We start from the raw sequence: 14,156 nt of genomic DNA on the forward strand, positions 1-14,156 counted from the left end.
CATGATTTACCTAATCTGCCAGGGCCTTCTCCACCGCTTTAATGATGTTCTGGTAACCGGTGCAGCGGCAAAGATGACCGGACAATTCCCTTTTAATTTCCTCGCGCGTATACTTTTTGCCGCTTTCTACCATAGCCGTTGCCGTGAGAACATAACCAGGCGTACAGAAACCGCACTGGATGGCTCCCTCTTCAATAAAGGCTTTTTGTACCTTGGAAAGCTCCCCGTTTTTAGCTATACCTTCTATTGTAACAATATCTTTGCCGTCGGCCCAGACAGCCAGGTAAATGCACGAGTCTATGGGCGTTCCATCGACGAGAACAGTGCAGGCGCCGCATTCACCGACGCCACATCCTTTTTTAACTCCCGTATATCCCAGTCGTTCGCGCAAGACTTCAAGCAACGATTCGCGAACGTCTACTTCCAGGCTTACCTGGATCCCGTTTACAGTAAAGGATATTTTTTTAAGCAATTGCCTCACCCCCAGCCTTGACAATGGCCGCTTTCAGGGCCCTCTGGGTAAGCTCCTCCACCAGGTGCTCCCTGTATTCTTTGGAAGCGCGCCAGGAAGTTCTTGCCTGCGTCGCTTTAACCGCTAATTTCCCAATTTCCGCAATGGTTTCAGGAGAGATGGTTTTGCCTCTCGCAAAGGCTTCTGCTTCGGGACATCTTAGAGGCGTTGGCCCGGCAACCCCAAGTCCAATCCTGACGTCTTCCAAAATGTTGCCTTGTTTTACTTTACAAATCACCGCCACGCCTAAAGTAGCAATATCCATTGCCTTGCGCATGGAAAATTTTATATAGTGCCCGCCATAGCCCCGGTAATTCTCCGGAGAAATGATAATCTGGGTAAGGAGTTCACCAGGTTTTAAATCAACCTTTCCGGGTCCAAGGTAAAACTCCTGGATGGGAACAACCCGCTCACCTTGATTGCTCTGTAATTTCAATCTGGCTTCAAGGGCAAACAAGGTGGAAGCACTGTCGGCCGAAGTGGCGCCGTTACAAATGTTGCCGCCGATAGTGGCAACGTTGCGGATCTGCGGTCCCCCCATAGTTAGGGCCGCTTCCGCTAAGACGGGGATATTTTCTTTGATGACAGGATGGTTAGCAATCTGCGTGAAAGTTGTCAACGGCCCGATTAGAATAGTACCATCCTCAAGTTTTACAACACCTTGGAGGGATTTTATTTTGCGAATGCTCAGCAACTCTGCTTTCTCTATTTGGCCATGATGCATTTTAATCAAAACATCAGTGCCGCCGGCAATGACGAGCAGGTGGGGAGCAGCCGCCAGCAGCGCAGTAGCTTCCTTTACTGTCTCCGCCTCAAAATAACCCTGGATGTTGTACACCAGACTTCACCACCTTCCTATATTAACCCGGCTTCCTTGAACTTTTCAAAAACCCGCTGGGGGGTCATGGGCAACCTGTTAAAGGCTACGCCGGTCGCGTCGAGAACGGCATTGCGAATGGCCGGTGCCACCGAAATAGTTGGCGGCTCTCCTAAAGCCTTGCAACCAAAGGGGCTGGTGGGTTCAAAGGTTTCGACGAAAGCCACGCCGATATCCGGGATATCCATGATAGTTGGCAGTTTATAGTCCAGCAAATTGTTATTCAAGGGTTTGCCGGTTTTATCGTCAAACAGCATCTGTTCTGCCAGCACATAGCCTATTCCCATACCTACGCCGCCATGAACCTGTCCTTCTGCTAATTGGGGGTTGATAATTTTACCAGAATCATGCACATTATATATTTCCAGGACCTCTATTTTTCCGGTTTTCAGGTCTACTTCCACCTCGGCGAAAGTAACACCAAAGGTGAAGGCATTGATCCTGGCATTATTGGACGTATCGCTCGTTATCGGTCTGGCAAAAACGGTATCATAATAAGTGTGCAACGCCACCTCGGCAAGGGGCATGACCACCTCTCCCGAGTGTTTGTAGACAATATTCTGGTCCTTAATATCCAGGGCATGGGCGGGTATATCGGTCATACCCCATACAAAGTCAAGGATTTTTTCTTTAACTTCTAACGCCGCTTTGGCCACAGCCATACCGGTAATATAGGTTTGCCTGGAAGCGTAGGCACCAGTGTCAAAAGGTGTAATATCGGTATCCTGGGTGGAAATGACATGCACCATGTCTACAGGGATGCCCAGCACTTCGGCTACCATCTGGGCAAAGACTGTATCGCTTCCCTGCCCTATTTCGGTGGCGCCGATTTGCAGCTGGACGGAGCCGTCCTGATTTAAAACAATTCTCGCTCCCGCCATTTCCAGCCCTACCGGATGGGTGCCGGAGGCGTAGCTAAAGCACGCCATTCCCAGGCCCCGGCGTTTACTTCCGGTTTGATTTTTATACCGTGCTTTTTTCTCATCCCATTTAATCAATTCTTTGCCTTTAGCGATACACTCGCGAATGCCGCAGCTCCTCACCGTATTGCCGTTCAAGGGATCGACATAGCCTGCCTTAACCAGGTTTTTCAGGCGGAATTCAATAGGATCGATATTTAATTTTTTTGCAATATTTTCCAGGTGGCTTTCCACGGCAAAGGTCAACTGGGGCGAACCATAACCCCTCATGGCGCCGGCGACAGGCAGGTTGGTATACACAGTAAATGGCTCGTATTTCAAGGCCTTCATGGGGTACAGGGCCCTGAACTTCGAGCCTGCAGCCATAGCGATGGAATGACCGTGGGAAGCATAGGCCCCGGTGTTGGAGATGGCCGTTATATGCATGCCAATTAATTTTCCGTCTTTAGAAACACCCGTTTTAATTTTGTATTTGATAGCATGACGGGTCCGGGTATCGATCATGCATTCTTCCCTGGACAGTTCTAACTTTACCGGCCGGCCGCCTACAGCCAGGGTCATTGCGGCATTTAAAGGTTCCAGGCAAGCATCCTGTTTGCTGCCAAAGCCGCCGCCGACGTAAGGCTTGATTACCCGTACCCTTCCCCAGGGGATACCCAGCGCTTGCCCGACGATTCTTCTAATAATATGGGGTATCTGGGTGGAGGTTACAATCACAATGCGGCCGTCACTGTCCACATAGGCATAGGATACATGGTTTTCGAGCTGGCAGTGCTGGACAATACTTGTTTCCAACTCGTCCTCAAAAATATAGTCAGCTTCTTGAAAAGCCTCTTCAACATCGCCGATTTCATAACCCTGAGAACTAAGGATATTTCTTTCACAGTCGTCGTGGATTAAAGGCGCCCCTTCCCTCATTGCCGCCTCCGGGGTGAGCAGGGGTTCTAATACTTCATACTCTACCTCGATTAATTTCAGGGCTTCTGCGGCGGTCAACTCGTCTGTAGCCACTACTGCCGCAACAGCGTCCCCCACAAAGCGGGCTTTGTTGGTTAAAATAGTCCGGTCCTCTTTATCCCTGTGCTTCGGGTCAAGGGCATAAGGATGCCCTGCGGTTGCAAATTTAATTTGCGGGACGTCTTTATAAGTCAAAACCGCTTCAACACCAGGTAAAGCTTTAGCCCTGCTGGCATCAATGTTTTTAACCAGGGCGTGAGCATAAGGGCTTCTTAATATTTTTCCCACCAGCATGTCTCTTGTAAAAAAGTCAGCGGTATACTTTGCTTTCCCGGTAACTTTGGCAACAGCATCAACCCGGCTTATGCTTTTTCCCACTACTGTAGAAGCCATTTTACCCCTCCGTTTCCAGTGGAAATACTCGCTCCGCAAAACCCGGCCCTAAGAATATCGCCACAGCCTTCTTTCCAGGACAGGGACGGCGGCTACCCTTCTTCCTTTCCACCCCCCGTCTTCATGCCAGCGGCCGCCTTTTCTACGGCGGAGATAATTTTGGCATAACCGGTGCAGCGGCATAAATTGCCCGACAGGGCGATCTTTATTTCCTCCCGGGTGGGGTGGGGGTTCTGGTCCAGCAGGGCTTTAGCGCTCATGATCATCCCTGGGGTGCAAAAACCGCACTGGACGGCCCCCTCGCTGATAAAGGCTTCCTGCAAAGGATGGAGCCTGCCTTGGGGCGAGGCCAGGCCTTCAATAGTTAGAATCTCGGACCCGTCGGCCTTAGCGGCGGGAAGCAAGCAGGAGTCGACCGCCAGTCCATCCATGAGTACCGTACAGGCGCCGCATTCCCCCTTGCCGCACCCCTCCTTGGTACCGGTGAGGCCTAAATTTTCCCGTAAGAGTTCCAGCAAGGTAATATCTGCCGGGGCCTCAACCTGGTACTCCTGGCCGTTGACCTTAAGTTTCAACCCGGGCATCTTGCCTACCCCCTGATAATTTCATTGCAGCAATTATAAAAGAAACCAGCTGACGGCCCTCCTCGTAGTCGGGTGATTCCGGTCACCTGGTAGAAACCCCCGGCCCCATCGCCGGGGTTATACGAGTTTATTAAAGTTATATTCGGCAAAGATAACTTAAATCCTGCTAAAAATTTTATTTTTGCGCCGCAATAGGAGGTTCTGCTTAAATACGGGTTTTCTTTCACCAGGGGAACTGCTTTTTCCTGCTGTTTACTTGCTTCGGGCAGCCCGCATAAACGGCTGCCCGCCCGCAAGCGAATGGGGTCGCTTTTAATCAAAGAGGTCAAAATCAAAAAGCTCTTTCAGGATATTCTTGCGACGTTTCCCGCGGTATTTCTCATGGCCGTACTCCGGAGCGGGCGTTTCTTCTTCCCATGGGTTGCCGGCAGCCAGCAACTTATCCAGTTCCCCCCTATCCAGCCATACCCCTTTACATTCAGGACAAATATCCACCATTACGTTCCGCCGCTGGATCTCCTTCATCGGTACTTCGCACAGGGGACATCTCATCCTTATCATCTACCTCCGTTACAGCCGTCTGGTGTTAGGCTGGTACCGTGCCAGTGTTTTTATACTTTCTCGTATATTTATCATAGCAGAAAGGCACGTTTTCTGCCAGCCCCTGCTAATCTAGCCAGGCTACGGAGGGGAACTGAGACCACTAAAACTTTTTGCAAGGCTACCCGGGTTGACACCCTTAACAAGCTGGTATAAACTTATAGTCAAAAGTATTTTTGACTATTTGAATGAGGAGCTGGCTTAAAGTGAAGCTGCAGCCCCTTAAGGGCCAACCGGAAAGAGATCTCCCCGTTTGTCAGGTCAATTGCGTCAACGAGGAGAAGGTGAAGCGGCTCAAGCCCCAGGTGGATCGTACAGAAGGCGTCGCTACTATCTTCAAGGCCCTGGCCGATGATACCCGGGTGAAGATAATCTACGCCCTCAGCGAAGCCGAGCTTTGCGTCTGTGATATAGCGGCGCTAATCGGCAGCAGCAAGGCGACTGCTTCCTATCACCTGCGCCTCCTGCACCATATGGGTCTGGCCAGGTATCGCAAAGCCGGCAAGCTGGTATACTACCGCCTGGCTGACCCGCATGTCGGCAACCTGGTGCGGGAGGTCCTGCAGCACCTGGCCAGGACCCAGGAATGAAAAACCGTTGCCATATTGAACTCTATCGCCTAAGACCTTACACATGAAGGGTGATGGCAAATGGCACAGGCTGCAAGCCCTGGTAGGCCCAGGTCCGGCAAAACTGCAGTCTTCCGGGTTGAAGGGATTACTTGACTGGATTGCGCCGCCAAGTTTGAAAAAAATGTCGCGGCGCTCCCTGGTGTAACCAGGGCCAGTCTAAACGCTAGCACCGGCAGGTTAGTTGTTGAAGGAGCAGCCGATCTGGAAGCCATTCGGCGGGAAGGCAGGAAGGAAAACTACGCTATCTTCCCCGCCGGGCAAGACGAGGTTAAACCGGCCAGGCCCACGGTCAATTGGGAACTGTTGCGCACGGTGATCGCTGCCGGCGCCCTGGCAGCCGCCTATGTGGTAGAACGGGCCGTTGGAGCAGCCACCATTTTCATCCCGTTATTCTTAACGGCCATGATAGCCGGCGGATGGGGTAACGCTCGCAAGGCCTGGTATTCCCTGCCGCGCCTGGACTTTAACATGAGCGTGCTAATGACCATAGCCGTTATCGGGGCCGCGGCCCTTGGTGAATGGGAAGAAGGAGCCGCTGTGGCCTTCCTGTATTCCGTGTCCGAGATGCTGGAGTCCTGGACCATGGGACGGGTGCGCCGGTCTATCCGCGCACTCATGGATATCGCCCCCAGGGCGGCGAGGATCCGCCGCCAGGCGGGGGAAGAAATTGAAGTCCCGGTCGAAGAGATCCAGGTGGGCGACGTGATGATCGTCCACCCTGGCGAGAAGATCGCCATGGACGGACGTATCATCAAAGGCGTGTCGGCCGTCAACGAAGCCCCCATCACGGGTGAGGCCGTACCAGTGGCAAAAGGCCCCGGGGCCGAAGTTTATGCCGGTACCCTCAATACCCATGGTTCCCTGGAGGTCGAGGTCACCAAGCTGGTCCGGGACACCACCATCGCCAGGATCATTCACCTGGTGGAAGAGGCGCAGGCCCGGCGGGCGCCATCCCAGGCCTTTGTCGATCGTTTCGCTGCCGTTTATACCCCTATTGTTCTGGCCCTGGCCGCCGGCATTGTCCTGGTACCGCCCCTGCTCCTGGGCTACCCGTGGGGTCCATGGATCTACCGGGGGCTGGCGCTCCTGGTAGTTGCTTGTCCCTGCGCCCTGGTGGTATCGACTCCGGTAGCCATTGTCAGTGCCATTGGTAACGCCGCCCGCAACGGGGTCCTGATCAAGGGCGGGGTCTACCTGGAACAGGCCGGTGCCCTCACGGCCGTCGCTTTTGACAAGACCGGAACCCTGACGAAGGGCGAACCTACCGTTACCGACATTATCCCCCTGGGCCGGCTGGCCGAGGAGGAGCTGCTCCAGATTGCCGCCAGCCTCGAGGCACGTTCCGAGCACCCCCTGGCGCAAGCTGTTGTTAAGGCGGCGGAAGCCCGCGGGCTAACTATAAAACCTGCGGAGGATTTCAACGCCCTTACCGGCCGCGGGGCGCGAGGGGTCGTGAGCGGCCGGACCGTCTATATAGGTAACCTTGGCCTTTTTACCGAGCTTGGTATGGAGACCAAAGCGGTGGCCGGCCGGGTCCGCCTGCTGCAAGAGGAGGGCAAGACAGCCATGGTTGTGGCCACGGCTGAAGATTTTCTGGGAATCATCGCCGTGGCCGATGAGGTCCGGGAAACAAGTGCAGCGGCAATTGCCGCCTTGAAACGAAGCGGCATCCGCCGCACAGTCATGCTGACGGGAGATAACGAAACTACAGCCCGCACCATTGCGAGCCGGGTCGGGGTGGATGAATTTCGCGCTGAACTGCTGCCCCAGGACAAGGTTAAAGCGGTTCAGGAACTGCTGCAGCAATACGGCAAGGTGGCCATGGTAGGTGATGGTATTAATGATGCCCCGGCCCTGGCTACGGCTACGGTTGGCATCGCCATGGGCGGGGCAGGGACGGACACCGCGCTGGAAACGGCGGACATTGTCCTCATGGCCGATGACCTGACCAGGTTGCCCTTCACCATCCGCCTCAGCCGGGCGGCCCTCGGGGTGATCCGGCAGAACATCGGCTTTTCCCTGGCCGTCAAGGCCATGGCAGTGGCCGCCGTGTTCCCGGGGTGGCTCACCCTCTGGCTCGCCATTCTGGCCGATATGGGAGCATCATTGCTGGTGACCCTGAACGGCATGCGGCTCCTGCGGCTGCCTCCGGAAAAATAGCTGCCAGGAACGGGGAAGGGAGGCCGTTCGCCCTCCCTTCCCCGTTCTAAAAAGGTGCTCCGCCCTCCCGGAAGGCAGGAGCTTTTTAAACCCGGGCCGTAACATAAGCAGCCAGGTTTAACGGGCAACCATCTCCAAGAAAGCCTCAATTCGTGTCTGCAGCTGAGCTGCATCTTTTTCGCTGAAATCACTTTCCAGGCATAAAACCGGTAGCCCCGCTTCCCGCAGGGCTTTTTCCACCTGCCGGGCTTCGAGGGCATAAGTCTGACAGAACTGGAGGGAATAATAAATCACCCCGTCGGCCTTTCCTTCCCTGGCCAGGCGCAGGATGTCTTCCACCCGGGACGTATTGGGAGTAAAGCAGGCACAGTTGATGTCCAGCAATCGCCGGGCCAAATTTTTTACCTGCTGGGACAGGGTTTCGCCGTCTTCAGGCACCATCCCGGCGAAATAACGGCTGCCGGTACATGTTTCTTCACCGATAATCACCGCCCCTGACTTCTCCACCAGGTGGTGTAGCTTCCAGTAAGGTAAAGGCATGGGTGTCCCCGTTACCAGGAGACGCGGTGCTCCTTTACTGGTAACACCTTCACCCCTGGCAATCCTATCCTCAAGTTCTTCGCAAAGGGCATTAACTTGAGCCGTGAAACGGTCCGGGTCATCAAAGAAAGCCAGTTGCGAAATTAGCAGGGCGTCTTTTCCGCTAATAGGAGCCGGGTCGGCCCGGCGGGCTTGATACAGGCGCTGCAGGGCCGCACGGCGGGCATTGGCCTTCTTGATAGCGGCATTTAATTTCTCACTATCGATTTTTTGTCCCGACCGTCGTTCAATTTCTTCTTTAAATCGGTAAATTTCCCCTTCCCAGAGGGCCAGGTCGGCCGCTTCCTTACGCTGGGGCAATTCCATTACGTAAGTAGGAACATAATCATTGAGAATTTCCCAGGTCTTCTTTTTCCCATCACAGGTAGTTTCGCCAACAAGAAAATCGACGACCTGAAAGTAAGGGCAAATCCGCTCCAGTTTAAAGCCAACCAGAGACTTAATCAGGGGGCACAGGTTACGCGGTAAAATTTGTTCTCCGGCAGGAACGGTAAACTGGGTTCCTGCACAGAGCCCGACACTAACCCCATCGACGGCGAGGATAAGTTCTTCCGGCACAAAAACGCAAAAGGTACCGGCCACCAGCCGCCCGGCTCTTTTATGGGCCAAAATTTCTTCGACCCTCCTGCCATGGGCCTCACCTAAAAGTTTATCAAAATAGGCCATACCCGCCGGCCGGTTATCTTGTTGTAAAAAAACCTCGCTAAAGGCTTCGGGCAATGCCGCTAAAAAAGCATCGTGCCTTTCCAGATCCAGCCCTAAATTCCGCCACATTTCCCGGTAAGCGTCGCTCAAAGGGATCATCTCCTCCAAGTAATTTTCGCCTGGTATATTTTCGCTTTTTATTTTAAATATCCTTTTATAATATATATTCCATTTTGTTATGATTTGCTCCGGCTGTGAAGACATTATGAAGAAAATATGAAGAAAGTCTGAAAGATCGCATATCAGTCTTGACACATACCCATATAGGGTAATATGCTGGGACTAGACTTATATCTTATTCACTTCCAAGAGGAGAGATGGTGATGAATCACAGAAAGCACGGCTTGCTAATGCTCCTGGGTTGTGGCCTGATGATGGTGGCTGTATTTTTCTTACTGGCCCGCGGTGCAGCTGCAAGTGATGGCACCGCCGGTGGTAGTTGGGCCTGGCTGTTATTCTTGCTTTGTCCCCTGATGCACCTTTTCATGATGGGCGGTCACAATCACGGTGAATGTCAGCATGGGGAGCAAAAGGCTACCAGCAAAAATGATCAGTCCTAAGGGCTCCTGGCTTAACAGGGGTTCAGTCGTTCGCTTCTTCTAAGGGGAGCTCTTCTCGTTCGATGAACCCACAGATCGTTCCGGCAGGGATGTCCTGGGTCGATGTAAGTTTCTCATACCGGCGAGCCAATTCGTTGCGAAATGCAACCAGTTCCCGGATGTGTTGGTCTAAGTCGTCAAGGTGCCTTTTGATCAGCCTCTTCAGGTGTTCGCAAGGTGCAACCCCTCCTGCCCTAAGGCCGATAATCTCCTTAATTTCGTCGAGCGAGAGTCCGAAAAGCTTTGCTTGTTTAATAAACCTTAGGCGTACCTCATCGTCTTGAGAATAGACGCGATAATGTGTCTCAGACCTTTCGGGTGGGTTAATCAGACCCAATCGCTCGTAATAGCGGATTGTATGTGGTGGAATGCCTACCCTTCGGCTTAACTCGCCTATAAAGAAGCCTTTTTTCATATTAGCCAACACTCCCATAATAGGTAGGGAGGGGTAGTTTCCCCTCCCTGTATCCTCAATTACCCCTGCCCGATACCTGCGGCCATCAGCGCCTCGCGAGAAATCGGCTTCTGGTTCCCGCAACATTCGACCAGTTTACCGTCTACAACTACGGCGGGAACTCTGTGGATGCCATACTGCGATGCCTTCTCGCGACATTCGTTGGTGGCACATCCCTGTTGCAAGTCATAAACCAGCACATCGCAGTTATTGCAGGCCAACTCCTTCACCAGCCTGACGGTTTCAGTGCAAAGGGGACATCCTGCCACGAAGACTTCAACCCGGCGTTTTGCCATCTCAAACACCTCCCATAAGTATTTGAGAAAAGTATAAACCTTATACCTGACTTTAAAGTCAAGATGTTGGGGGGCGATTTTTTTATAAACCAAGTAATCCCCGGCGGCAGCGATAAGCAAGCAGCGCATATATTATCGCCCCGGCAAAAAGGACCATTCGGAAGCCGGCGGTAATGGCAACCATCATGGCGATAATCGACCCGATTACAGAAAACCAGCCATTTATGCCCCAGGCTAACGGTACAAAATCCTCCCTTCCCTCCTCCCTTAAGGAACGCAGGCCGGTCGGGAATGGTAAACCCAGGGTTACGCTTAAAGGAAAAAGGGTGAAGACGGTGAGGATTGTTTTACTGGTCGCTAGAGCTGCGCCTGTCGAAAAAATCCAGGGTACAGCAACACCGGTCAGTATAGCCAGCACGGCCACAAGAAAAGCCGGCAACCACCTTCGCCTCATTAAAACTCTTTGAACAGCGGCCACCTGGCCGAGCAAACTACCCAGACCACCGCCGATGAGGAGGGTAGCAGCAACTACTGTAAAGGCAAGGGTTGGATGACCAAGGATCAAAACGAATTTCTGCACCAGGGCGATCTCAAGCAGCATGAAACCCACACCTAGGGCACCAAAATACAGCAGTAATGATTTTTTATTCTTCACGGTGCCGCCTGTGGCATGCTTCAGCCAGCGCCAACCCAGGTGCAAGACCAGGGCCAGGAGAATATACAGTTCGAAGGGTATGGTATTATCGACATTATAGAAAAAGGGTCGGTCATCGGTGACGACGGTTGCCGCAGTCTTGCCAATTTTCCCATAGTGCAATAATTGCTCCAACTGCAATTGCGCCTCACTAAGCCGGGCGGTGATGGCCGCCAGCTCATCCGGGGCAAATGGTGCCTTTTTAACCAGGAGAAGCGGGTAGCTAACTTCCTGGTCATGATGTTCCCCGGGTGTGCCGGCAATCAAGACTTGCCTGGCTATTTCTTCATCTGCCACACCGCTTTCCTTTAAAACAGCTATGACCGTTGCCAGCGCTTTGCTTAAATCATCAGGGCCGTGCAGGACGAACGCCAGCCGGCCGTCAGGTGTTAAATGATTTAAGTATGAACGTATAGCCTCACGGGTGTAGATATAGTTTTCGGAAAGGGCGTATCCCGTACCTTCCGCGGCCTGGGTCATGACCTTCGAGAGATAGATAACATCAAACTGTTCGCTGGTAGTATCTATGAAGGTTCTGCCATTCTGGATAAAGGTGCGTACTTCCGGCAAATCATAAATATTCCCGTTGTAATCGCTGAACTTACGCGCAGCCGCCACACTGCCTGGATTAATCTCCACGGCAGTGATATCTTCACTGCCCCCCAGGCGGGCAAGGAGAATGTCAATGCCTCCTCCACTGCCAATTACTAACACGCGCCGCGGCTTTTCGGGTACAAAAGCGAGGTAGCCGGCTTCTTTTTTCAGTTGCTGGACCCCTGCCAGGTTGCCATCAAAGCGTACCATGGGAGCAGCAGCACCGCCGTCAATGAGTACCAATTTTTCGTTCGGGTCTTTAGTGGCGACTACGTCTGTTCTGGCAAAAGCATCCCACGAAGAATATTCAACAACCGGCTGCTCGCCGTTGAGTTTGAGAAGGCCGATCATCTTCGGTATGCCCCTGTAGGCGGAAAAATCCCTCGCCAGTACTTCAGGTAGGGGGGATACGGCCAGGACGGCAAGGAGGGCAACCCCGCCGAGAGCAGCCAACATCTGTCGCCGGGAGCGCTTTTTAATAATAGCAAGGTTTAACAACAGGGAAATCAATAAGATAGCTTCGCCAAGGTAAACTGTCAACCTGATGAGGTTAACAGTGTTCAACAGCGTAACCACGCCAAAGGCAGCCAGCCCGGCGCCAACGAGATCGCCAAAATACAGCAGGTAAGAGTACTTGCTGAGTACACTGAACGAGCAAGACAAAAACCTACCGCCCAGTACGAAGGGAAGTACGGCTAAAGCAATGTAAACAAAGAAATTTAGGGGTTGAAAGGGCAATTTGTAAAAAAATAACGTGAGCAGCGGCAGCGTAAACCCCAAGAAAACTACGGATCGAATTCCTATGTCCCATATTTGTTGCCCATCCGTTTGCGGAAATTCCTTCACTTTTTTATAAATATCCATGGCCCCCAGACCCAGACCGAGAATGGCCACCGAAGCAACGATGAAGACAAAATGGTAGGTCATTATCGCCGAGAATATCCGGGTTAGGATAACCTCGTACATAAAGAGAGCCCCTGAGACCACGAACACTGCCGATAAAGAAATTCCCAACCTCATAAACTTGTGCATCTTTTCTCTCCCGCTAAATTCAAGTTAAAACAGTTGAAAGCCAAGGGGGTTATCCCTGGCTTCCAAATCAGGTGCAATTTCTTTTCTTAATAAATTCTTTATTATTTGAGTGAACGCCTATCACTACAGTTCCCTTAACATGATTTCCATTCCATTCTAGCTTTCAACTGTGAAGACATCATGAAGAAAAAAAGGAGAAAGTTTGAAGGGTGTTCAGGACTGTAGCCTGGGGGTGACAACGCAGGATGAACAAAAAGCGCAACAACCGCATCACGAGGTTGCTGCGCTTTTTGTACAGGGTGTCCGCCTCCGATGTAAGCTGTTAGAAATCGGCCAGGGCTTTGAAGGCCAGCCAGGAAAGCAGGGCACTGCCGACGGGCAGGCAATCTTCGTTGATATTAAACCGGGGATGGTGCCAGGGATAGGGAGGCTCTCCCGGGATGGCTGCCCCGAGGTTAAAATATACTGCCGGGACCTTTTCGGCATAGCGGGCAAAATCCTCGGCACCCATAGAAGGGGCTGCCAGTTCGAATACCTTTCCCGGTCCCAGGAGTTCTCCGGCTACCCGGCGAAACAGTTCGGTAAGCCTGGCATCGTTTATTAGGGGCGGGTAGCCCAGCAGGTAATCAAGTTCAATCTCCGTCCCGCTGGCGGCCGCCACCCCGGCCAAAATCTCCCGCATATCTTTTTCCAGCTGCTGCCTGGTAACCTGGTTTAAGGCCCTGGTAGTGCCCGTCATGGTTACCTCACCAGCAACAATATTTTCTTTCTCACCACCATTAATAGTGCCGATGGTCAGAACGGCCGGCTGCACCGGATCAATGCGGCGGGCGACAATAGACTGTAAAGCCAGAATCGCCTGGGCGGCTGCGACGATGGCATCCGCGCCCAGGTGGGGTGCAGCACCGTGGCTGGTACGCCCCTTGATTCTGATGGTAAAGTTATCGGCCGAGGCCATAGCAGCTCCCGATCTGACGCCCACCGTACCTGCCGGCAGGGCTGAAGTTACATGGAGGCCAAAGACGGCCTTGACCGGTGGGTCGGCCAGGGCTCCGGCTTCAATCAGCAGACGAGCCCCGCCAGGGGGTAATTCCTCCCCGGGTTGAAAAAGGAAAACAACCGGGCCAGGGAGTTCCCGGCGGTGGGTTGCTAGCAGCGTCGCCGCCCCTAAAACGATGGCCATATGGGCATCATGGCCGCAGGCATGCATCCGGCCCGGGCAGCGGGAAGCATATTCCGCCCCCGTAGCCTCCTGGAGGGGCAAGGCATCCATATCCGCCCTTAAAGCCACGGCGGGGCCTTCTTTCGCCCCGTGCAGGATTCCGATAATCCCGGTACCACCGATGCCGGTCCTGACCTTCAAACCCAGTTGCTCTAACACCCCGGCCACCAGGGCGGCTGTTTCTTTTTCCTCAAAACTCAGTTCCGGGTACTGGTGCAACTGCCGCCGCCAGGCGACCAGCTGCGGTTTGAGGTTTTGAGCTTCTGCCAGGTAGTAATCTCTTTCTACCAACAGGGGGTCACCTTAATTCCGCGATTGATTTGCCT

At 53.0% G+C, this 14,156-nt stretch carries 13 protein-coding genes and 1 riboswitch; of the genes, 3 read left to right on the forward strand and 10 right to left on the reverse strand.

The genetic code is table 11. The features are described 5' to 3' along the window. Positions 1 to 10: 10 nt before the first annotated feature. The 5 genes from xdhC to MCACP_RS10765 form a co-directional block, all read right to left on the reverse strand. Positions 11 to 472 carry a xanthine dehydrogenase subunit XdhC gene (xdhC, locus tag MCACP_RS10745; RefSeq protein WP_406676756.1) on the reverse strand — a complete coding sequence of 154 codons (462 nt, stop codon included), beginning with the start codon at positions 470 to 472 and terminating at the stop codon, positions 11 to 13. After that, positions 465 to 1,349 carry a xanthine dehydrogenase FAD-binding subunit XdhB gene (gene xdhB / locus MCACP_RS10750; RefSeq protein ID WP_406676757.1) on the reverse strand — a complete coding sequence of 295 codons (885 nt, stop codon included), beginning with the start codon at positions 1,347 to 1,349 and terminating at the stop codon, positions 465 to 467. The genes xdhC and xdhB overlap by 8 nt, the downstream gene beginning before the upstream one ends. A 17-nt stretch (positions 1,350 to 1,366) precedes the next feature. Beyond that, entirely contained in the window at positions 1,367 to 3,658 is a 2,292-nt protein-coding gene (gene xdhA, locus MCACP_RS10755) for a xanthine dehydrogenase molybdenum-binding subunit XdhA (protein ID WP_406676758.1), read from the reverse strand. Between the two features lie 92 nt (positions 3,659 to 3,750). Beyond that, the gene (locus MCACP_RS10760; protein ID WP_406676759.1) at positions 3,751 to 4,242 is read right to left on the reverse strand and encodes a (2Fe-2S)-binding protein; all 492 of its coding nucleotides are present in this window, start codon (positions 4,240 to 4,242) and stop codon (positions 3,751 to 3,753) included. Positions 4,243 to 4,287: 45 nt separating this feature from the next. Continuing rightward, a riboswitch (purine riboswitch) is annotated at positions 4,288 to 4,387 on the reverse strand. Between the two features lie 167 nt (positions 4,388 to 4,554). Then, on the reverse strand, positions 4,555 to 4,803 hold the full coding sequence (locus MCACP_RS10765) for a zf-TFIIB domain-containing protein (protein ID WP_406676760.1): 249 nt from the start codon (positions 4,801 to 4,803) through the stop codon (positions 4,555 to 4,557). 245 nt (positions 4,804 to 5,048) lie between these two features. Here MCACP_RS10765 and MCACP_RS10770 point away from each other — a divergent pair, with 245 nt between their 5' ends. Then, entirely contained in the window at positions 5,049 to 5,432 is a 384-nt protein-coding gene (locus tag MCACP_RS10770; RefSeq protein ID WP_406676761.1) for an ArsR/SmtB family transcription factor, read from the forward strand. A 60-nt stretch (positions 5,433 to 5,492) separates the two neighbouring features. Continuing rightward, the gene (locus MCACP_RS10775; protein WP_406676762.1) at positions 5,493 to 7,634 is read left to right on the forward strand and encodes a heavy metal translocating P-type ATPase; all 2,142 of its coding nucleotides are present in this window, start codon (positions 5,493 to 5,495) and stop codon (positions 7,632 to 7,634) included. Between the two features lie 117 nt (positions 7,635 to 7,751). Here the strand turns inward: MCACP_RS10775 and MCACP_RS10780 are convergent, their stop codons facing one another. Beyond that, positions 7,752 to 9,038: a double-cubane-cluster-containing anaerobic reductase gene (locus MCACP_RS10780; protein WP_406676763.1), complete on the reverse strand. Its 1,287-nt coding sequence runs from the start codon at positions 9,036 to 9,038 to the stop codon at positions 7,752 to 7,754. Positions 9,039 to 9,262: 224 nt separating this feature from the next. Between MCACP_RS10780 and MCACP_RS10785 the strand changes: the two genes are divergently transcribed. After that, on the forward strand, positions 9,263 to 9,499 hold the full coding sequence (locus tag MCACP_RS10785) for a DUF2933 domain-containing protein (protein ID WP_406676764.1): 237 nt from the start codon (positions 9,263 to 9,265) through the stop codon (positions 9,497 to 9,499). A 22-nt stretch (positions 9,500 to 9,521) separates the two neighbouring features. Here the strand turns inward: MCACP_RS10785 and MCACP_RS10790 are convergent, their stop codons facing one another. The 4 genes from MCACP_RS10790 to MCACP_RS10805 form a co-directional block, all read right to left on the reverse strand. Next, positions 9,522 to 9,971, reverse strand: a complete 450-nt coding sequence (locus MCACP_RS10790; protein WP_406676765.1) for a heavy metal-responsive transcriptional regulator — start codon at positions 9,969 to 9,971, stop codon at positions 9,522 to 9,524. Positions 9,972 to 10,012: 41 nt separating this feature from the next. Beyond that, on the reverse strand, positions 10,013 to 10,288 hold the full coding sequence (locus MCACP_RS10795; protein ID WP_071542143.1) for a thioredoxin family protein: 276 nt from the start codon (positions 10,286 to 10,288) through the stop codon (positions 10,013 to 10,015). Positions 10,289 to 10,370: 82 nt separating this feature from the next. Further along, complete coding sequence (locus MCACP_RS10800) at positions 10,371 to 12,542, reverse strand: hypothetical protein (RefSeq protein WP_406676766.1); 2,172 nt, start codon at positions 12,540 to 12,542, stop codon at positions 10,371 to 10,373. A gap of 388 nt (positions 12,543 to 12,930) precedes the next feature. Then, positions 12,931 to 14,121 carry a M20 metallopeptidase family protein gene (locus MCACP_RS10805; RefSeq protein ID WP_406676767.1) on the reverse strand — a complete coding sequence of 397 codons (1,191 nt, stop codon included), beginning with the start codon at positions 14,119 to 14,121 and terminating at the stop codon, positions 12,931 to 12,933. Positions 14,122 to 14,156: the final 35 nt, after the last annotated feature.

The sequence above is a fragment of the Neomoorella carbonis genome (assembly GCF_045278715.1).
In the GTDB taxonomy this organism is placed as follows: Bacteria; Bacillota; DSM-521; order Neomoorellales; family Neomoorellaceae; genus Neomoorella; species Neomoorella carbonis.

Coding starts and splice junctions, on each gene's coding strand:
- xdhA (WP_406676758.1), bottom strand. CDS start 3,658: ATGGCTTCTACAGTAGTGGGAAAAAGCATAAGCCGGGTTGATGCTGTT.
- MCACP_RS10760 (WP_406676759.1), bottom strand. CDS start 4,242: ATGCCCGGGTTGAAACTTAAGGTCAACGGCCAGGAGTACCAGGTTGAG.
- MCACP_RS10765 (WP_406676760.1), bottom strand. CDS start 4,803: ATGATAAGGATGAGATGTCCCCTGTGCGAAGTACCGATGAAGGAGATC.
- MCACP_RS10780 (WP_406676763.1), bottom strand. CDS start 9,038: ATGATCCCTTTGAGCGACGCTTACCGGGAAATGTGGCGGAATTTAGGG.
- MCACP_RS10785 (WP_406676764.1), top strand. CDS start 9,263: ATGAATCACAGAAAGCACGGCTTGCTAATGCTCCTGGGTTGTGGCCTG.
- MCACP_RS10790 (WP_406676765.1), bottom strand. CDS start 9,971: ATGGGAGTGTTGGCTAATATGAAAAAAGGCTTCTTTATAGGCGAGTTA.
- MCACP_RS10795 (WP_071542143.1), bottom strand. CDS start 10,288: ATGGCAAAACGCCGGGTTGAAGTCTTCGTGGCAGGATGTCCCCTTTGC.
- MCACP_RS10800 (WP_406676766.1), bottom strand. CDS start 12,542: ATGTACGAGGTTATCCTAACCCGGATATTCTCGGCGATAATGACCTAC.